16 protein-coding genes and 1 pseudogene are annotated in these 17,679 nt (G+C 75.8%); 12 read left to right on the forward strand and 5 right to left on the reverse strand.

Going from position 1 to position 17,679, the window contains the following annotated elements; genetic code table 11:
• Positions 1-165 precede the first annotated feature (165 nt).
• The 6 genes from ACWF41_RS05535 (at position 166) to ACWF41_RS05560 (ending at position 7,921) form a co-directional block, all read left to right on the forward strand.
• Positions 166-1,362, forward strand: a complete 1,197-nt coding sequence (locus ACWF41_RS05535; RefSeq protein ID WP_380323827.1) for an ADP-ribosylglycohydrolase family protein — start codon at positions 166-168, stop codon at positions 1,360-1,362.
• Positions 1,359-2,750: an ADP-ribosylglycohydrolase family protein gene (locus tag ACWF41_RS05540; protein WP_380323830.1), complete on the forward strand. Its 1,392-nt coding sequence runs from the start codon at positions 1,359-1,361 to the stop codon at positions 2,748-2,750. Before ACWF41_RS05535 ends, ACWF41_RS05540 begins: the two co-directional genes overlap by 4 nt.
• Positions 2,747-3,676: a ribokinase gene (locus ACWF41_RS05545; protein WP_380323833.1), complete on the forward strand. Its 930-nt coding sequence runs from the start codon at positions 2,747-2,749 to the stop codon at positions 3,674-3,676. Before ACWF41_RS05540 ends, ACWF41_RS05545 begins: the two co-directional genes overlap by 4 nt.
• A 74-nt stretch (positions 3,677-3,750) precedes the next feature.
• Positions 3,751-5,787: a formylglycine-generating enzyme family protein gene (locus ACWF41_RS05550; protein WP_380323836.1), complete on the forward strand. Its 2,037-nt coding sequence runs from the start codon at positions 3,751-3,753 to the stop codon at positions 5,785-5,787.
• Positions 5,784-6,992 carry a CaiB/BaiF CoA transferase family protein gene (locus tag ACWF41_RS05555; RefSeq protein ID WP_380323839.1) on the forward strand — a complete coding sequence of 403 codons (1,209 nt, stop codon included), beginning with the start codon at positions 5,784-5,786 and terminating at the stop codon, positions 6,990-6,992. The genes ACWF41_RS05550 and ACWF41_RS05555 overlap by 4 nt, the downstream gene beginning before the upstream one ends.
• On the forward strand, positions 6,989-7,921 hold the full coding sequence (locus ACWF41_RS05560; protein ID WP_380323842.1) for an HpcH/HpaI aldolase/citrate lyase family protein: 933 nt from the start codon (positions 6,989-6,991) through the stop codon (positions 7,919-7,921). The genes ACWF41_RS05555 and ACWF41_RS05560 overlap by 4 nt, the downstream gene beginning before the upstream one ends.
• A 13-nt stretch (positions 7,922-7,934) precedes the next feature.
• Here ACWF41_RS05560 and ACWF41_RS05565 read toward each other — a convergent pair whose 3' ends face one another.
• A complete protein-coding gene (locus ACWF41_RS05565) occupies positions 7,935-9,017 on the reverse strand; it encodes a DNA polymerase IV (RefSeq protein ID WP_380323845.1) in 1,083 nt (360 codons plus the stop codon).
• Positions 9,018-9,075: 58 nt separating this feature from the next.
• Positions 9,076-9,789: a hypothetical protein gene (locus ACWF41_RS05570; RefSeq protein ID WP_380323848.1), complete on the reverse strand. Its 714-nt coding sequence runs from the start codon at positions 9,787-9,789 to the stop codon at positions 9,076-9,078.
• A 204-nt stretch (positions 9,790-9,993) separates the two neighbouring features.
• On the opposite strand from ACWF41_RS05570, the gene ACWF41_RS05575 reads away from it, so the two are divergent.
• Genes ACWF41_RS05575 through ACWF41_RS05585 form a run of 3 tightly spaced genes read left to right on the forward strand, consistent with a single transcriptional unit; the run spans position 9,994 to position 12,150 of the window.
• On the forward strand, positions 9,994-10,416 hold the full coding sequence (locus ACWF41_RS05575) for a DUF6325 family protein (protein ID WP_380323851.1): 423 nt from the start codon (positions 9,994-9,996) through the stop codon (positions 10,414-10,416).
• 1 nt (position 10,417) lies between these two features.
• A complete protein-coding gene (locus ACWF41_RS05580) occupies positions 10,418-10,774 on the forward strand; it encodes an SHOCT domain-containing protein (protein ID WP_380323854.1) in 357 nt (118 codons plus the stop codon).
• A 5-nt stretch (positions 10,775-10,779) separates the two neighbouring features.
• The gene (locus ACWF41_RS05585) at positions 10,780-12,150 is read left to right on the forward strand and encodes a chloride channel protein (RefSeq protein ID WP_380323863.1); all 1,371 of its coding nucleotides are present in this window, start codon (positions 10,780-10,782) and stop codon (positions 12,148-12,150) included.
• A gap of 29 nt (positions 12,151-12,179) precedes the next feature.
• Here ACWF41_RS05585 and ACWF41_RS05590 read toward each other — a convergent pair whose 3' ends face one another.
• The 3 genes from ACWF41_RS05590 to ACWF41_RS05600 all read right to left on the reverse strand — a co-directional run bounded on the left by ACWF41_RS05590 (position 12,180) and on the right by ACWF41_RS05600 (position 14,721).
• Positions 12,180-13,262: a DinB family protein gene (locus ACWF41_RS05590; protein ID WP_380323857.1), complete on the reverse strand. Its 1,083-nt coding sequence runs from the start codon at positions 13,260-13,262 to the stop codon at positions 12,180-12,182.
• A gap of 63 nt (positions 13,263-13,325) precedes the next feature.
• Entirely contained in the window at positions 13,326-14,093 is a 768-nt protein-coding gene (locus ACWF41_RS05595; protein WP_380323860.1) for a uracil-DNA glycosylase, read from the reverse strand.
• 127 nt (positions 14,094-14,220) lie between these two features.
• The gene (locus ACWF41_RS05600) at positions 14,221-14,721 is read right to left on the reverse strand and encodes an aromatic ring-opening dioxygenase LigA (RefSeq protein ID WP_380326417.1); all 501 of its coding nucleotides are present in this window, start codon (positions 14,719-14,721) and stop codon (positions 14,221-14,223) included.
• 296 nt (positions 14,722-15,017) lie between these two features.
• On the opposite strand from ACWF41_RS05600, the gene ACWF41_RS05605 reads away from it, so the two are divergent.
• From ACWF41_RS05605 to ACWF41_RS05615, 3 genes and pseudogenes are all read left to right on the forward strand, one after another.
• The gene (locus ACWF41_RS05605) at positions 15,018-15,191 is read left to right on the forward strand and encodes an Rv0909 family putative TA system antitoxin (protein ID WP_380326414.1); all 174 of its coding nucleotides are present in this window, start codon (positions 15,018-15,020) and stop codon (positions 15,189-15,191) included.
• 227 nt (positions 15,192-15,418) lie between these two features.
• The gene (thrS, locus tag ACWF41_RS05610; protein ID WP_380326422.1) at positions 15,419-17,410 is read left to right on the forward strand and encodes a threonine--tRNA ligase; all 1,992 of its coding nucleotides are present in this window, start codon (positions 15,419-15,421) and stop codon (positions 17,408-17,410) included.
• A gap of 13 nt (positions 17,411-17,423) precedes the next feature.
• A pseudogene (locus ACWF41_RS05615) lies at positions 17,424-17,679 on the forward strand (HIT family hydrolase); the annotation flags it as partial.

Here is a 17,679-nt window from a genome sequence, read left to right on the forward strand (position 1 = left end):
CCACAATGAGGGCAGGGGGGGGGGGGGGGAAGTTTGAGGGGGTGGTGTGTTGGGGTCTTCCCCCCCCCCCCACGACCACCCGCACCGCGGGGCCGGGCGCACCGCCCGCCCCGCGGGCACCCGGGACGCGAGACACGCGCCCGGCAGGACGACGAGGGAGTGACCGTGACCTGGCTGGACGACCGATCGATGGCCGTGATCACCGGCGCCGCGGTGGGCGACGCGCTCGGCGGTGCCGTCGAGGGCTGGACCCCCGAGCAGATCGAGGAGCGCCACGGGGGCCGGGTGACCGGCATCGTCGGCCCCTGGTACCCGAACTGGCGCGACGCGCGACCCATCGCGCCGTACCACAAGGGCGACGGGCACATCACCGACGACACCCTCATGACGCGCGCCGTCGTGGAGGTCTACGCCAAGCGCCGCGACCACCTGGACGCGTACGCGGTCGCCGAGGACCTCGTGCCCCTGATGATCGGGGAGCCGCGCTGGATCCCCGAGCTGGAGTCGACGGCCCTGCTGCTGCAGCGGGTGTTCCTCGCCGAGAAGTGGATGGTCGCGCGGCTGCACTACGGCCACGTCGACCCGCGCGAGGCGGGCGTCGGCAACGTCGTGAACTGCGGCGCCGCGATGTACGTGGCGCCGGTCGGCCTGGCCAACCCGGGCGACCCGCGCGGCGCGTACGCCGAGGCGATCGACTTCACGGGCGCCCACCAGTCGAGCTACGGCCGCGAGGCCGCGGGTGTGTTCGCGGCCATGGTCGCGGCCTCGGTGGCGCCCGGCGCCACGCTCGACGACGTCGTGCACGCGGCGCTCGACGTCGGCCACGACGGCACGGCCGACGCCCTGCACGCCGTGGTGGAGGCGTTCGACGGCTGGACCACCGCCCCCACCACGGACGAGGAGGAGCGCGAGCTCGGCCGCCTGGTGCGCGAGACCGTGGCGCCGTTCGACTCCGTGGGCCCCGCCTACCGGCAGATGTCGATGGACGCCCGCCGCCCGTCGCGCACCAAGTCGATCGAGGAGCTGCCCGCGGCGCTCGGCATGCTGCTCGGTCACTGCGGCGACTACCGCGGCTCCGTCCTCGCGGCCGTGAACTACGGTCGCGACGCCGACTCGATCGCCGTCATGGCGGGCGCGGTGGCCGCGGGCCTGGGCGGCAGCGCGGTCGTCCCCACCGAGTGGCTCGACGCGATCGAGGTGGCGAGCAAGATGGACGTCCGCGAGACGGGTCGGCTCATGGCCGCCGCGGCCGCCGACATCGTGCGCGCGGACGCCGAGCGGGCGCGGGCGCGCCTGGCGGGCATCGACGCGCTCGACCTCGATGCGGACGTCGACCACCAGGGCGCCGGGGCGCGGGCATGAGGCTGACCTGGGCCCAGCCGGAGGACCTGCTGGCGCACGAGCTGGTGCAGTCGGCGGCGGAGGGCAAGGAGGTCGCGGACGTCCGTGCGCGCTGGGTGGCCGCCGGGGGAGACCCCGAGCCCGCCGTGAGCGGGGCGGGCCCCGTGCCCGCGACGGCCGAGCTGCGCGCTCTGGCCCGCACCGTGCTCGACGAGCTGGACGCCCGGCCCGCCGCGCCCGCCCCGGCGGAGCCGGACGGATGGGACGAGATCCTGGCCCTGCTGCCGGAGGCGCCCGAGCTGCCCGCCGCGGGCGCGGACCTCGACGCCCGGGTGCACGGCGCCTGGACGGGCCGCGCCGCCGGGTGCCTGCTGGGCAAGCCGGTCGAGAAGATCCCGCGCGAGGGCATCGAGGAGATCCTGCGCGCCACCGGCCGGTGGCCCCTGGACCGCTGGTTCACCGCCGTCGGGCTGCCCGACGACGTCGCGGCCCGCTGGCCGTGGAACCGCCGCTCCGCCCCGACGTCCCTCGAGGAGAACATCGACGGGATGCCGGAGGACGACGACCTCAACTACCCCATCCTCGCGCTCGAGCTCCTCGAGGCCCGCGGACGGGGCTTCACCACGGACGACGTGGCCCAGCTCTGGCTCGACCTCATGCCCGCGGGCCGGTCGTTCACGGCCGAGCGCGCCGCGTACCGCAACATCCTCGACGCGCGGCCCGTGCCCGAGACGGCGACGCACCACAACCCGTTCCGGGAGTGGATCGGCGCGCTCATCCGCACCGACCTGCTCGGCTGGGTCAGCCCCGGCGACGTGCGCGGGGCCGCGCGGCTGGCCTGGACCGACGCGCGCCTGAGCCACACCCGCAACGGCGTCTACGGCGCGATGTGGGCCGCCGCGCTCGCCTCGGCCGCGGTGGTGGCCGCCGACGCCGCTGCGGTGCTCGACGCCGCCGACGCCGTCGTCCCGCCCGGCAGCCGCCTCGCCACCGCGGTCCGCCTGGGCCGCGAGCTCGGCGCGGCCTCCGACGGCGGGGAGGCCGCGGTCCGCGCCGACCTCGACCGGCTCCACGCCACCTACGGCGACCTGCACTGGGTGCACGTGCTGCACAACGCGGCCGTGGTCGCCTACGCGCTCGAGGCCGGGCGCGGGGAGTTCGGCCCGAGCGTCGCGATCGCGGTCATCGCGGGCTGGGACACCGACTCGGCGGCCGCCACGGTCGGCGGCGTGGTCGGCGCCCTGCGGGGCGCCGAGGGGATCGGCGCGGCGTGGAGCGGGCCGCTCGACGGCCGCATCGCGACCTCCCTGCCCGGCGGCGAGCGCCGCATCGACGACCTGGCCGCTCGGACGACGGCGCTCGCGCGGCGTGCGCCGCAGCGCCCGGCGGGCGCGGGGGAGCCGTCGTGAGCGGCGCCGGGCGCGTCGTCGTGGTCGGCTCGGCGAACGTCGACCTGGTCGTCGACGTGCCGCGCCACCCCGGCGGCGGCGAGACCATCCTGGGCGGCGACCTGCGCCGCAGCCCCGGCGGCAAGGGCGCCAACCAGGCCGCCGGCGCCGCGCGCGCCGGGGGAGCGGACACGTCGTTCGTCGGCGCCGTGGGGCGCGACGACGCCGCCGCGCTCCTGCTCGCGTCGCTGCGGCGCGTCGGTGTGCGGACCGACCTGGTCTGGCGGCTCGACGTCCCGACGGGCACCGCCCTCATCACCGTCTCCCCGGACGGCGAGAACGCGATCGTCGTCGCCCCCGGCGCGAACTCGCGCCTCGCGGTCGAGCGTCCGCAGGCCGAGCGCATCGCCGCCGCCGACGTCGTCCTCGCGCAGCTGGAGGTGCCGCTCGACGTGGTCCTCGCGGCCGCCGCCGAGCGACGCCCGGGCGTGCCGCTCGTGCTCAACGCCGCGCCGTCCCGCGCCCTGCCCGACGCGCTGTGGGACGCCGTCGACGTCCTCGTGGTGAACGAGCACGAGGCGGCCGACCTCGTCGGCGGTCCGGCGGGTGAGACGGCGGACACCGACGACCCCGAGGCGCTCGCGGCTGCGCTGCTGCGGCGGGTGCCGGCCGTCGTGATCACCCTCGGCGGCGCGGGCAGCCTCGTGGCGCACCGCGGCACACCGCCGGTGCGCGTGCCCGCGCACCGCGTGGAGGCCGTGGACACCACGGGCGCGGGCGACGTCTTCTGCGGCGTGCTCGCGGCCGGCCTCGCCCGCGGCGAGGACCTGGCGGCCGCCGCCCGGCTCGCGGCGGCGGCCGGTGCTCTGGCGGTGACCCGCCGCGGCGCGCAGGACGCCGTACCTGCCGCCTCCGAGGTGGCCGCCCTCGCCGCAGGCGGCGGCTGACCCGACCTCCCCGCACGACCCCGCACCGCCCGCCCCGTCCCCGGTCCGTCCTCGGGCCCCCGGAGGAAGCAGCCATGACGTACACGTTCGACCCCCTGGTCCCGCGGCCGATCGACCGGCCGACCGACGTGCCCACCGGGGGCCCGCTCACTCCCGAGCAGAGCGTCGCCCTCGACGAGGCGAAGATCTTCGTCGGGCCGCAGGACCCGGCCGACCGCCCGGCCTGGCGCGAGCGGCTCGCCGCCTGGCGGTCGGACGCGCGCGAGCGCCACGGCTACACCGGCACGGCCTACGACCGCCCGGAGGCGGCGTGGGCCGCGCGGTGCCGCACGGTGGCGCAGGTGTGGCTGTGGGACGAGCTGCTCTACTCCTTCGCGGAGGGCCGGTTCACGCCCGAGCGGTTCCTCGCGGACGCCGCGGAGCGGTTCGCCGGGCTGGACGCCGTCGTCCTGTGGCACGCGTACCCGGTGATCGGCATCGACGACCGCAACCAGTGGGACTACTACCGCGACGTCCCGGGCATCGTCGACCTCGTGGCCGCGTTCCACGCCGCGGGCCTGCACGTGTTCGTCGACTACAACCCCTGGGACACCGGTACGCGCCGCGGCGGCGACGACCTCACCGAGCTGGCCGCGCTGGTGCGCGACCTGGGCGCGGACGGCGTCTTCCTCGACACGCTGAAGAAGGCGGAGCCGGAGCTCGTCGCGCGCCTGGAGGCGGCCCGCCCGGGGATCGTGCTCGAGGGCGAGTCCAAGCTGGCGGTGGAGCGCATCGAGGACCACTCGTCGTCGTGGGCGCAGTTCTTCGCCGACTCGCCGGTGCCCGGCGTGCTGCGCGCGCACTGGTACGAGCGCCGCCACATGCAGCACCACGTGCGGCGCTGGCACCGCGACCACTCCGAGGAGCTGCAGTCCGCGTGGCTCAACGGCGTGGGCGTCATGGTGTGGGAGGTCGTCTTCGGGGTGTGGGTCGGCTGGTCGCCCCGCGACGCCGCCACCGTGCGCCGCATGCAGCGCGTGCAGCGTGCCGCGGGCGATCTGTTGCTGCGCGGCGCCTGGACGCCGCTCGCCGAGCTCGCGCCGGAGGCGGAGGCCGCGGGCGTGTACGCGTCGCGGTGGGAGGCGGACGGCGTCGCGCTGTGGACCCTCGTCAACCGGGGCGACGTCGCCTACGCCGGCCCCGTGCTCGCCGACGGCGACGAGCGCGTCGTCGTCCCCGGGCGCGGCGTCGCCGCGCTCGTGCGCACCACGACCGAGACCGGAGCCGCCGAGCCTGCGTGGGCCGCGGGCCTGCGCGCCGTCGTCGACGGCCTGGACGCTCCCGACGGCGACCCGCACGACCCGGACGCCCGCTTCCCGCACCGCGTCGCGCGCCGGCTGCGTACGGAGGCCCCGGCAGGGATCGGTCCCGGCGCGGGCGCCGGCCCGGGCACGGACGCCGTCGTGCTGCCCGCCGGGCCGTACGCGCTCACCGTCCGCCACCGCGCCCGCGAGACCGGCATGTACCAGGGCGCGCCGTACGTCGACGAGTGGAAGCCGCTGCCCCCGCGCCTGCACGACGCCCGCACGCTGCAGCGCGACGGCGAGCTCGCCGCACCCGTCGCCGTCGCGCCCCGCGAGGTGACCAACGCGCAGTTCGCGGCGTTCCTCGACGCGACCGGGTACGCCCCGGCCGAGCCGCACCGGTTCCTCGCGCACTGGTCCGACAGCCGTCCCGTCCCGGGCACCGAGGACCAGCCGGTCACGTTCGTCGACCTCGACGACGCGCGCGCCTACTGCGCCTGGCGCGACGGGCGCCTGCCCACCGAGGACGAGTGGCAGCTCGCGGGAGCCGAGCCCGGCTTCGGCCGCGGCGCCCCCGCGGTGTGGGAGTGGACCGACAGCGAGCACAGCGACGGCCGCACCCGGTACGTCATGATCAAGGGAGGCAGCGACTACCGCGCCGAGGGCTCGGACTGGTACGTCGAGGGCGGCCGGCACGCGCCCGACTACGCGGTGAAGCTGCTGCTGCCCGGCCTGGGACTCGCGCGCGGCGCCACGGTCGGGTTCCGGTGCGCCTGGGACCTGCCCGACGCGCGCGGCCTGGTGGACACGACGGAGGTGACCCGATGACCGTCTCGCGCGACGCGGCCGCCGGCGCGCTGGCGGGCCTGCGCGTGGTCGACGCGTCCACGCTGTTCGCCGGCCCGATGGCGGCGATGCACCTGGGCGACATGGGCGCCGACGTCGTGAAGGTGGAGCACCCGGCCAAGCCCGACCCGTCGCGCACGCACGGCGCGGCGAAGGACGGCGTCAACCTGTGGTGGAAGACCCTCGGGCGCAACAAGCGCACGATCACCGCGAACCTCGGCAGCCCGGGCGGCCGCGAGGTGTTCCTGGCGCTCGCGGAGACCGCCGACGTCGTGATCGAGAACTTCCGTCCCGGCACCCTGGAGCGGTGGGGCCTCGGCTACGACGAGCTGGCGGCGCGCAACCCCGGGCTGGTGCTGGCGCGCGTGAGCGGCTTCGGCCAGGTGGGCCCGTACCGCACGCGCCCCGGCTTCGGCACCCTCGCGGAGGCGATGAGCGGCTTCGCGGCGATGACGGGGGAGCCCGACGGGCCGCCCACGCTGCCGCCGTTCGGCCTGGCCGACGGCGTGGCCTCGCTGGCGACCGCGTTCGCCGTCATGGTCGCGCTGTCCACGCGGGAGCGCACGGGCCGCGGGCAGGTGGTCGACACCGCCATCGTCGAGCCGATCCTCGCGATGCTCGGTCCGCAGATCACCCGGTGGGACCAGCTGCGCACCGTGCAGGCGCGCACCGGCAACCGGTCGTCGAACAACGCGCCGCGCAACACCTACCGCACCAGCGACGGGCACTGGGTCGCGGTCTCCACGTCCGCGCAGTCCATCGCCGAGCGGGTCGTGCGGCTGGTGGGCCGCCCCGAGCTGATCGACGAGCCGTGGTTCGCCCGTGGCGTCGACCGGGCCCAGCACGCCGACGAGCTCGACGACGCCGTCGGCGGGTGGATCGCCGGGCGCACGCGCGACGAGGTGGTCGCGGCGTTCGAGGAGGCGCAGGCCGCGGTCGCGCCGATCTACGACGCCCACGACATCGTCGGCGACCCGCAGTTCCGCGCCCTCGGCACGATCCACGAGATCGACGACCCGGAGCTGGGGCCGATGCTCATGCAGGGCCCGCTGTTCCGGCTGTCCGGCAACGACGGCGTCATCCGGCACACGGGCCGCGCGCACGGCGCCGACACCGACGCCGTGCTGGGCGAGCTCGGCTTCGACGCCGAGCGGGTCGCCGCGCTGCGGGCCGAGGGCGCGGTATGACGGCGCCCGCCCCGCGGCCGGTCGCGGACGCGCCGCCGCTCACGCTGCTGTACGTGCCCGCGGACCGCCCCGACCGGGTCGGCAAGGCGCTCGCGTCGGGAGCGGACGCCGTGCTCGTGGACCTCGAGGACGCCGTGGCGCCCTCCGCCAAGGACGCGGCGCGCGGTCACCTCGCCGCGCTGCTCGGCGCGGGGGCGCCCGCAACGGACGACGGCGCGGACGACGGCGCGGACGACGGCGCGGGCGCCGGTGCGCGGCCGGCGGTCCAGGTGCGCGTCAACGACGCGAGCACCCCGTGGCACGCCGCGGACGTCGCCGCCGTGGCGGCGCTGCCCGTGGCCGTGGGCGTGCGTGTGCCGAAGGTCGAGTCGGCCGACGAGGTGCGGGAGCTCGCGGCTTCGCTACCCGGCCGCGCCCTGCACCTGCTGCTCGAGACGGCGCTCGGCGTGGAGCGGGCGTACGAGCTCGCGTCCGCGTCGCCGCAGGTCGCCTCGCTCGGGCTGGGGGAGGCCGACCTGCGCTCGGACCTGCGTCTGGACGACGAGTCCGGGCTGTCCTGGCCCCGCAGCCGCGTGGTCGTCGCCGCGCGCGCCGCGGGCCTGCCCGCGCCCGCGATGTCCGCGTACACGCACGTGCGGGACCTGGACGGCCTGGCGGCGTCGTGCCGCGCGGGCCGCGCGCTGGGGTTCTGGGGCCGGACCGCGATCCACCCGACCCAGCTCGCCACCATCCGGGCCGCCTTCGCGCCGGGGGAGGCCGAGGTGGACCGGGCGCGGGAGGTCGTGCGGGCCGTCGCGTCGGCCGCGGACGCCGGGACCGGCACCGTGGTGCTGCCCGACGGCACGTTCCTCGACGTCGCGATGGTGGAGCGAGCCCGCTGGACGCTCGCGCTGGCGGACCGGGCGGGCGGCCTTTCGGGTCGCGCGTGACCGGCGCCCCGGCTCAGCCCCGTCCGCGCGCCGGGGCGCTCGCGGCGCCCGCGCCGTCGTCCGGCACGACCATCTCGGCGCGGACGCCGAGCAGCCGCACCTCGCGGCCGGGCTCCATCCCGGCAGCGAGGTCGAGCACCGCGGCGGTCACCTCCTCGAGCGAGCGGGTCGGCGCGGGCAGCCGCCGCGAGAAGGTGCGGGTGACGAAGGGCGCGTAGCGCACCTTCAGCCCTACCCGGACCACGGGCCGTCCCTCCGCCTCGGTGTCCGCGTGGGCCTGTGCGGCCAGCTCCCGCAGCGCGGCCGTCACCTGCTCGGGCGTCGTGAGGTTGCGCTGGTAGGTGGTCTCGCGGCTGTGCCCGCGGGCCACCCACGGGGTGTCGTCGACGACGGCCGACCCCTCGCCACGCCCCAGCTGCCCGTACCAGGCGCCCATCCGCGGCCCGAACTCGCTGGTCAGGACGGCGTCGTCCGCGGCGGCGAGCTGCGCCACCGTGTCGATGCCGTGCGCCGCGAGGCGCCGGGCCACCCGCGAGCCCACCCCCCACAGGTCGCGGGTGGGCCGCCCTCCCATCACCTCGGACCAGGTACCGGCCGTGAGCCGGAACACGCCCGCCGGCTTGCCGAACCCGGTCGCGATCTTGGCGCGCACCTTCGTGTCCCCGATGCCGACGGAGCAGCGCAGAGCGGTGGCCTCGAGGACGGCCTGCTGCGCGCGACGGGCGAACGCCTCCGGGTCGGCGGCGTCGGTCCCGAGGAACGCCTCGTCCCAGCCGAGGACCTCCACCACGGTGCCGAGGCCGCGCAGGGTGTCCATGACGTGCGCGGAGGCCTCCTCGTACGCCGGCCGGTCCACGGGGAGGATCACCGCGTCCGGGACCTTGCGGGACGCGACGCGCAGCGGCATCCCCGACCTGACCCCGTACGCTCGCGCCTCGTACGACGCGGTGGAGACCACGGCGCGCTCGGTCGGGTCGCCCCGGCCGCCGACGATGACCGGCCGCCCGGCGAGCTCCGGCCGGCGCAGCACCTCGACCGCGGCCAGGAACTGGTCGAGGTCGACGTGCAGCACCCAGCGGAACGAGCGCGCGCCCATGCCCCGAGTCTGCGCCACCCGGCGCCGCCGCGGCCGACCGACGCCGCCCGACCGGTCGCTACACCTCCTTGGGGAAGGAGAGGACGACGACGGTCGAGACGACGAAGAGCACCACCGCGGCGCCGAGCAGCCCGCGCCGCGCGGCACGGTGCACCAGCGTGGTGCTGAGCCCGGCGAAGAGCGCCACCGAGGCGAAGAGGATCGACGTCAGCACGTAGTTGTCGCCGTTCTGGTTGGCGCGGCGGGCCGTGGCGGACAGGCTCTCGGCGCGGTCCAGCTCGGCGTCCGCGCGGTCCTGCGCGGCGAGCCGGTACTCGGGCATGAGGAACGGGGTGCGCGGCGCCGTGTCGTCGTGCACGGGGTCGGTCGCGATCCACGCGTCGAACGCGGGGACCATCTCGGGCCGGAACCTCGTGTACAGGAACTCCGACTCGGTGCCGTCCACCGGCTCGTAGGTCCCGCCCTCGCCGAGCCCGGAGTCCTTGCCCGCCCGCGTCTCCGCGGCCACGGCGTCGATCCAGGAGGCGAACGCGGTGACGTCCATCATGGTCAGCTGGCCCGCCTCCGTGGAGTCGCGGGTGGACTCGGCGCGGGCGGCACCGGCGGCGGCGTAGCTGTTCGCCTGCACGCCCGACCACTTCGTGCTCTGGAATGCCGACCGCGCCGTCACGACCGTCGCGAGGGCCAGCAGGACGGCGGCGACCGTCTCGACCCGTCGGCTCACGACCTGCGCAGCCGGTTCGCCCGTGTCCCGCTCGTCGTCCCGCGTCATGAGACCACCCCCGTCGCCCGTCCCGGTCCTCGCACATCATGGTCGATGACCTGCTGTTTCGCGCTCGGTGCGCCGGCGCGGGGTGACATCCGCCGCCCGGCATGCGGACCCCTGCGAGCGGTGCCAGAGTGTGCCGCAGGACGGGCGTCGGCGAGACCGGACGGCGACCCGACCCGTGCCGCAAGGACGACCGAGAGGCAGGACATGGAACCCACCGGACCCGTGGAGCTCGTGCTCATCGAGTTCCCGCAGACCGACTTCAAGGGCGAGGTCATCGCCGAGCTCGGCCGGCTCGTCGACGCCGGCACGATCGACGTGCTCGACGCGCTCCTGATCCGCAAGGCGCAGGACGGCACGATCGAGTGGCTGGAGGCCACCGAGGGCGGCGACGACGAGCTCGCCCGCATCGTCGGCGAGCCGGCCGGCCTGCTCGGGTCGGAGGACGTCGACGACATCGCCGAGGACCTCGAGCCCGGCGCGGCGGTCGGCATGCTCGTCTTCGAGCACACCTGGGCGCGCGGCCTCACGGGCGCCCTGCGCGGCGCGGGCGGCCGGCTCCTGGACTGGACCCAGGTCCCGCCCGCCGCCCTCGAGGCGCTCTCCGCCGAGATCGAGAAGGAGAACTGACATGCCCCCCATGCGACGGATGGGCCGCCCCGGCCTCATCGGCACCATGGCCCGCACGGCGGTCATCACCGGCACCGCGCAGGCGACGAGCCGCGCGATGAACCGGCGCGCCAACGCCCGGGACGAGCAGCGCTACGCCGCGGACCAGTACAACGCCCAGCAGGAGCAGCAGGCCCAGCAGCAGGCGTACGCGCAGCAGCAGGCGCAGCTGCAGGCCCAGCAGGCCGCGCAGGTCGCCCCGGCGGCGCCCGCGCAGGACGACCTCATCGCCCAGCTGCAGAAGCTCGGCGACCTCAAGGCCGCCGGCGTGCTCTCGGACGCGGAGTTCGCCGCGGCCAAGGCCAAGCTCCTCGGGTGAGCGGCATGCCCGGGGCCGACGCGTCGGCCGGCCCGGCGGCGTCGGCCCCGGGCACGCTGCCCACGCCACGCGGCTTCGGCCGCCTGCTGCTGTTCGCGGCGGGCGTGGGCGTCCCGGTCTCCCTGGCGGCGTTCGCGTTCCTCGCCGTCCTGCACGAGCTGACCCACCTCGTGTGGGAGGTGCTTCCGGAGGGGCTGGGGTTCGACGCGCCGCCGTGGTGGTGGCCGCTGCCGTGGATGGCCCTCGCCGGCGTGCTCGTGGGGTTCGCCGTCCGTTCGTTGCCCGGGCACGGCGGTCACGTCCCCGTCGACGGCCTCAGCCTGGGCGTCGTGCCCGCGTCCGTCGTCCCCGGCGTGCTGCTCGCCGCCCTGGCCGGGCTCCCGCTCGGCGCCGTCCTCGGGCCCGAGGGGCCGCTCCTGGCCATCGGGTCGGCGCTGGCGCTGATCCTCGTGCGGCCGTGGGACTCGCGGCTCGACGACCCGGCCCGTCAGGTCCTGGCGGTCGCGGGCTCCGCCGCGGCGCTGTCGGCGATCTTCGGGAGCCCGATCGTCGGTGCCGTCTTCGTCGTCGAGGCGTCGGCCATCGCCGGCCTGTCGGGCGCCCGCCTCGTGGGCGTGGTCCTGCCGAGCATCCTCACCTCCGGCGTCGGGGCCCTCGTCTTCACGGGCATGGGGGTGTGGACGGGCCTGGAGATCGCCCCGCTCACCCTCCCCGGTATCCAGGGCCCGGCCCGGCCCGACCTCGCCGACGTGCTGTGGACGATCCCGGTGGCGGTGCTCGTCGCGATCCTCGTGCGCCTGGTGCACCGCCTCGGCGGCGCCGTGGCGCGGTCCGCCGCCGCGCGCCCCTTCGCGGCCGCGGTCGCGGGCGCGCTCGTGGTCGGGGCCTGCGCCGCCGGCTACGCCCTGGTCACCGGGCGGTCCCCGATGGACGTCGCCCTATCGGGCCAGGACCTGCTCGCCCCGCTCGCGTCCGACCCCGCCGCCTGGGGTGCCGGTGCGCTCGTCGCGCTCCTGGCGTTCAAGGGCGTCGCCTACGCCGTGTCGCTGGGCACGCTGCGCGGCGGGCCGATCTTCCCGGCCGTCCTCCTCGGGGCCGCGACCGGCGTGCTGGTCGCGCAACTGCCCGGGTATGGCGCCGTGCCCGGCCTCGCCGCGGGGATGGCGGCGGCGACGGCGTCGACCCTGCCGTTCCCCGTCTCGTCGTCGGTGCTGATCGTGATGCTGCTGGGTCCGGCCGCGCCGGCGATGGCGCCGATCGTGCTCCTGGCCGTCGTCGTGGGGTACATCACGGAGCACTTCCTGCTCAAGCCGCGGCGCGAGCGCCGCGCCGCGGCGTCGGGCGACCCGGCGGGCGGGGCCGCGGCGACCGCCTGATCCCTGCTCCCCGGTCTGCTCTCCCCGCTCTACTCCCCGGTCGCGCCGTCGATCGCCTCGCGCAGCAGGTCGGCGTGCCCGTTGTGCCGGGCGTACTCCTCGATCATGTGCACGAGGATCCAGCGCAGGCTGAACGTCCCCTCGCCGTGGCGCCGCGAGGGCACCACGGACGTCGCGTCGAGGGTGCCGGAGGCCAGCGCGGCGTCGAGCGCCCGGTCCGAGCGGGCGACCGCGTCGTCGAACAGCGCGCGCAGCTCCTGTGGCGTGTTCTCCGCGGCGGAGTGCCACTCCCAGTCGGCGTCGGCGTCCCAGTCCGCGGTGTCGAAGGGTGGCATCGCGGCGCCGCCGGAGAAGACCTGGAGGAACCAGTTGGACTCCACGTAGGCGAGATGCTTGAGGAGGCCGCCCAGCGTCATGCTGCTCGGCGGCAGCGGCGTGCTCAGCTGAGCGCCGTCGAGCCCCGCGGTCTTCCGGCGCAGCGTGTCGCGGTGGTAGTCGAGGTAGCCGCGCAGCGTCGCGGACTCGTCGGCGCGCAGCGGCGGGTCGACCCGGGTCTCCTCGACCGGCGTGGGCGCGGGCGCCCGCAGCCGGAACGCGCCGTCGGCGAGCGCGGCCCGCAGCGCCGCGGCGGTGTCCGCGGGCTCCTCGTCGCCGGTGTCGCGGGCGTGCGGCTCGAGGTCGGCCAGGTCGGCGAACGCGGCGTGCATGCTGCGCACGGCGCCCGGGTCGCGCAGCTCGGCGTCCGCGCGGCCGGTCGCCCGGGCGAGCGTCACGTCCAGGTCGGGCCGCAGGACGACGTACGCGAGGTCCCAGCCCTCGCGCGCGGCGGCCGCGCGGAACGGCGGCAGGAACCAGGGCCCGACGACGCCGTCCACCAGGACGTCGTATCCGCCGCGCACGTACGCGCTCACCGCGCCGACGATCGCCGCCGCGACCGTCTCGTTCTGCCGCTGCGAGCCGGCGAGGTACGGCGGCACGAAGCCGGTGGCGATCGACCGGTAGAACGTGTCGGTCGTGAAGTTCACGGTGGGCCGGTCGACGTCGGCCGCCAGGAGCGCGGCCACGGTGGTCTTCCCGGCGCCGGGGGGCCCGGTGAGGAGGGTGACGGTCACGCGGCGACCCTAGCCGCGGCGTCGAGCCGTAGCGACGGCAATTCCGGCAGCGGGGCCGCCCGCTCAGGCGTCCGCGAGCTCGCGGGCGCGCACGAGGACGGCGTCCAGCATCGCCGGGGTCAGCCGGCCGGTGAACGTGTTCTGCTGCGAGACGTGGAAGCACCCCAGCACGGTGAGGGTGGGGGAGGCGGGCCCGGCGCCGTCCCGGACGAGGGTCACCTCGGCGCCGTGCGCGAAGGCGGGGCGGGGGCGCGGTACCCGCCAGCCCTGCTCGGCCAGCGTCGTGAGCAGCGCCTGCCAGCCGATCGCGCCGAGCGCCACCGCCACGCGGACGCCGTCGCCCACCAGCTCGAGCTCGCGCGCCAGGAAGGGCGCGCACCGGCGCCGCTCCTCGGGCGTGGGCTTGTTCGCGGGCGGCGCGCACCGCACGGGCGCCGTCACGCGGATCCCGGTCAGCTCCAGGCCGTCGGCGGCGGACACCGACGTGGCCTGGTTCGCGAACCCGGTGCGGTGCATGGCCGCGAAGAGGAAGTCCCCGCTGCGGTCGCCGGTGAACATCCGGCCCGTGCGGTTGGCGCCGTGCGCGGCGGGAGCGAGCCCCACCACGACGACCGCGGCCGCCGGGTCCCCGAAGCCGGGCACCGGGCGCCCCCAGTAGGTCTCGTCCCGGTAGGCGGCGCGGCGCTCGCGGGCCACCTCCTCGCGCCACGCGACCAGGCGCGGGCAGGCGCGGCACTCGACGAGGTGGGCGTCGAGGGCGGCCAGCGTGGGCGCGGTCCGTGCGGCGGCCGGGTAGTCGGGAGAGTCGGACGGGGGAGGGGCGGCGGGCACGCCCCCAGGGTGCCGGTCGTGGTCCCGGACCACAACGGCGAGCCCCCGGAACGCCGAACAGGCGGTTGCGCACGCTCTGAGTGCCCAGAACGTGCGCGACCGCCTGTTCGGCGAGGTGCGAGGGCGGTCAGACCGCCGGGTTGAGGCGGCCGCGGGCCGGGGCGGCGGGGACCGCGGCGGGGACGGTCGCCTTCGCGACGGCGGGCTCGGCGGCGAGCCGGCGCAGCGACCAGCCCATGAGGCCGAACAGGACGCCGAGGCCCATGACCAGCGCGCTCACGCCGTAGGCGACGACCGAGGTGAAGAGCGAGGCCCGCAGGAACGAGGCGTTCATCGCGGTGGCGCGCAGCGGGTCGTCCTGGCCGAGCTGCGCGTACGTCTGGCCGCCGGTGGCCTCGAGCGCGTGCTTGTCGATGACCTGCGCCTGCGCGTACGCGGTGAGGGGCCCGTCCACCGTGGAGCCGCCGAGGAACGCGGCGTCCTCCGAGACGGTGATGTCCTGGGCGGCGAGCTGGCTGCTCACGGTGGCCCAGGTGGCGGCGCCGGCGCCGATCATCAGGATGCCGGCGATCAGCGCGACGAGCCCGACGATGCGAACCGGTCGCTGGGTGGTGCGGGTCGTGGTCATGGTCCCCTCCGGGTGCCGGGTCGCGTGGTTCGCGGCCGGTCTGGACTGCGCCGGGTCCGGCGCTGTCTCTATGGTATGACCACATGCCCTGACCTGCTCCGATGAGATTAGTGAAGTGCTTCACAAGGTTGCTCGGGTGCACCGGGGAGCGCCGGGGAGCGCCGGGGAGCGCCGGACCGGCACGGGGACGGGTCGCGGGCGGGGTTGCGCGTGCGGGCGGCGGCGCGGCGTGGTGCCCTGGTCGAGGCCGGGCCGACGACGGGTCGGGCACCGGCCGCCGACCGAGGGGGATGCGCATGGGCGAGAGCTCGGGCCTGGGTGGCCTGTTCGACAAGGCGAAGGACGCCGTGAAGGACCTCGCGACCGACGAGAACATCGACAAGGCCGCCGACGAGGTCAAGAAGCGGACGCCCGACACCGTCGACGGCTACGTGGACAAGGCCGCCGAGGAGGCGAAGAAGCGGAACTGAGCGCCGCTACCGGCACCGGCGAACAGGGTGGTCCGCCGCCCGCGGGCGGAGCGCCTCGTCGTCGCGACCGGCCCGGATGAGTACGATCGAGGGGCGCCGCCCCGGGTGGCGCCCCTCGGCCGTGCCAGCGCTTCCCCGCGCCGGCCGGCCGCCGTCCGACCGCCGCACGGAACAGCGCGACGGTCACCGAACCGCAAGGAGCCCCCGTGTCCGACGTCGCCTCGCCGATGCCATCGAACCCTGCCGACACGAGCGACGACGCGCAGCAGACGGTGACGGTGCAGACGCCGACGACGGGTACGGAGCTCTTCGCAGGCCGCCGCGACGTGGTCGTGATGCGCGTCGCCGGCGAGCTGCTCGACCTGTCGCGCGAGCTCGCGCCCGGCACCGTCGTCGAGCCCGTCACCATCGGCTCGCCCGACGGCCTCGCGGTGCTGCGTCACAGCGCCGCCCATGTGCTGGCCCAGGCGGTGCAGCAGGTGAACCCGGACGCCAAGCTCGGCATCGGCCCGCCCGTGACCGACGGCTTCTACTACGACTTCGACGTCGAGACGCCCTTCACGCCCGAGGACCTCAAGGCCCTCGACAAGGCGATGGCGCGCATCATCAAGGAGGGCCAGACCTTCCGCCGCCGCGTCGTCACGGAGGACGAGGCACGAGCCGAGCTCGCGAACGAGCCGTACAAGCTGGAGCTGATCGGCCTCAAGGGCGGCTCGTCCGACGAGGACGGCTCCTCGGTGGAGGTCGGCGGCGGCGAGCTGACGATCTACGACAACGTGCGCGGCGCCGGGCGCGAGAGCGAGACCGTGGTCTGGAAGGACCTGTGCCGCGGCCCGCACCTGCCCAGCACGAAGCTGATCGGCAACGGCGTGCAGCTCATGCGCAACGCCGCCGCCTACTGGCGCGGCAGCGAGAAGAACCCGATGCTGCAGCGCGTCTACGGCACCGCCTGGCCCAGCAAGGACGAGCTGAAGGCGTACCTGGAGCGCCTGGCCGAGGCGGAGCGCCGCGACCACCGCAAGCTCGGCGCCGAGCTGGACCTGTTCTCCTTCCACGACGAGGTCGGCTCCGGCCTGCCGCTGTTCCACCCCAAGGGCGGTGTCATCAAGCGGGAGATGGAGGACTACGTCCGCCGTCGCCACATCGAGGAGGGGTTCGAGTACGTCGGGACGCCGCACGTCACCAAGGACGGGCTGTTCCACACCTCGGGGCACCTGCCGTACTACGCGGACACGATGTTCCCCGAGATGGACCTCGAGGGTTCGAAGTACCGCCTCAAGGCCATGAACTGCCCGATGCACAACCTGATCTTCTCCTCGCGCGGCCGGTCGTACCGCGAGCTGCCGCTGCGGCTCTTCGAGTTCGGCACGGTGTACCGGTACGAGAAGTCGGGCGTGGTGCAGGGTCTGACCCGCGTGCGCGGTCTGACGCAGGACGACTCGCACTCCTACGTCACCCCGGAGCAGGCGCCCGGGGAGGTCAAGCACCTGCTGAACTTCATGATGAGCGTGCTCACCGACTTCGGGCTCACGGACTTCTACCTGGAGCTGTCCACCCGCGACGACTCCAAGCCGGACAAGTTCGTCGGCTCCGACGAGGACTGGGCGACCGCCACCAAGGTGCTCGAGGAGGTGGGTCGCGAGACCGGCCTGGAGCTGGTCCCGGACCCGGGCGGCGCCGCGTTCTACGGCCCCAAGATCTCGGTGCAGACCAAGGACGCCATCGGCCGCACCTGGCAGATGGGCACCGTGCAGTACGACTTCAACCAGCCCGCGCGGTTCGGCCTGGAGTACACGGGCCCCGACGGCACCAAGCAGCAGCCGGTGATGATCCACTCCGCCAAGTTCGGGTCGATCGAGCGGTTCATGGGCGTGCTCATCGAGCACTACGCCGGGGCGTTCCCCGCGTGGCTCGCACCGGTCCAGGTGCTCGCGGTGCCCGTGGCCGAGGCGTTCGACGACTACCTGAAGGACGTCGTCGCGCAGCTCAAGGCCCAGGGCATCCGCGCCCAGGTCGACCTCTCCGACGACCGCTTCGGCAAGAAGATCCGCAACGCGTCCAAGGAGAAGGTGCCGTTCGTGCTCATCGCGGGCGGCGAGGACGTCGAGGCCGGCGCCGTGTCGTTCCGCTTCCGCGACGGCACGCAGGAGAACGGGGTGCCGGTGGCCGACGCGATCGAGCGCATCGTGGCCGCCGTCCGCGACCGCGCCCAGGTCTGAGCGGGGAGCGCGCGTGACCGGGGAGAGCCCGACGACGGTGCCGGCCGGAGAGTTCGGGCCGCCCGAGGACGGCATGCAGCGGCTGTGGACGCCGCACCGCATGGTCTACATCGGCGGCCAGGACAAGCCGGCCGACGGCTCGGTGGCGCAGTGCCCGTTCTGCCGCATCCCGGCGGGGGGAGAAAAGGAAAGACCCGTCGTCGCCCCCCGGGAGGAGTGCTCCGCGGTGTTCCACCCTTCCCCCTCCCACCCCCGTCCCCCCCCGGTGC

The organism is Isoptericola sp. NPDC055063 (assembly GCF_053608125.1).

Excerpts from the sequence above, each read along its gene's own strand:
- ACWF41_RS05600 (WP_380326417.1), bottom strand. The coding sequence starts at position 14,721 with ATGACCACGACCCGCACCACCCAGCGACCGGTTCGCATCGTCGGGCTC.
- ACWF41_RS05605 (WP_380326414.1), top strand. The coding sequence starts at position 15,018 with ATGGGCGAGAGCTCGGGCCTGGGTGGCCTGTTCGACAAGGCGAAGGAC.
- ACWF41_RS05585 (WP_380323863.1), top strand. The coding sequence starts at position 10,780 with ATGCCCGGGGCCGACGCGTCGGCCGGCCCGGCGGCGTCGGCCCCGGGC.
- thrS (WP_380326422.1), top strand. The coding sequence starts at position 15,419 with ATGCCATCGAACCCTGCCGACACGAGCGACGACGCGCAGCAGACGGTG.
- ACWF41_RS05570 (WP_380323848.1), bottom strand. The coding sequence starts at position 9,789 with ATGACGCGGGACGACGAGCGGGACACGGGCGAACCGGCTGCGCAGGTC.
- ACWF41_RS05555 (WP_380323839.1), top strand. The coding sequence starts at position 5,784 with ATGACCGTCTCGCGCGACGCGGCCGCCGGCGCGCTGGCGGGCCTGCGC.
- ACWF41_RS05550 (WP_380323836.1), top strand. The coding sequence starts at position 3,751 with ATGACGTACACGTTCGACCCCCTGGTCCCGCGGCCGATCGACCGGCCG.
- ACWF41_RS05575 (WP_380323851.1), top strand. The coding sequence starts at position 9,994 with ATGGAACCCACCGGACCCGTGGAGCTCGTGCTCATCGAGTTCCCGCAG.
- ACWF41_RS05540 (WP_380323830.1), top strand. The coding sequence starts at position 1,359 with ATGAGGCTGACCTGGGCCCAGCCGGAGGACCTGCTGGCGCACGAGCTG.
- ACWF41_RS05580 (WP_380323854.1), top strand. The coding sequence starts at position 10,418 with ATGCCCCCCATGCGACGGATGGGCCGCCCCGGCCTCATCGGCACCATG.
- ACWF41_RS05565 (WP_380323845.1), bottom strand. The coding sequence starts at position 9,017 with ATGGGCGCGCGCTCGTTCCGCTGGGTGCTGCACGTCGACCTCGACCAG.
- ACWF41_RS05560 (WP_380323842.1), top strand. The coding sequence starts at position 6,989 with ATGACGGCGCCCGCCCCGCGGCCGGTCGCGGACGCGCCGCCGCTCACG.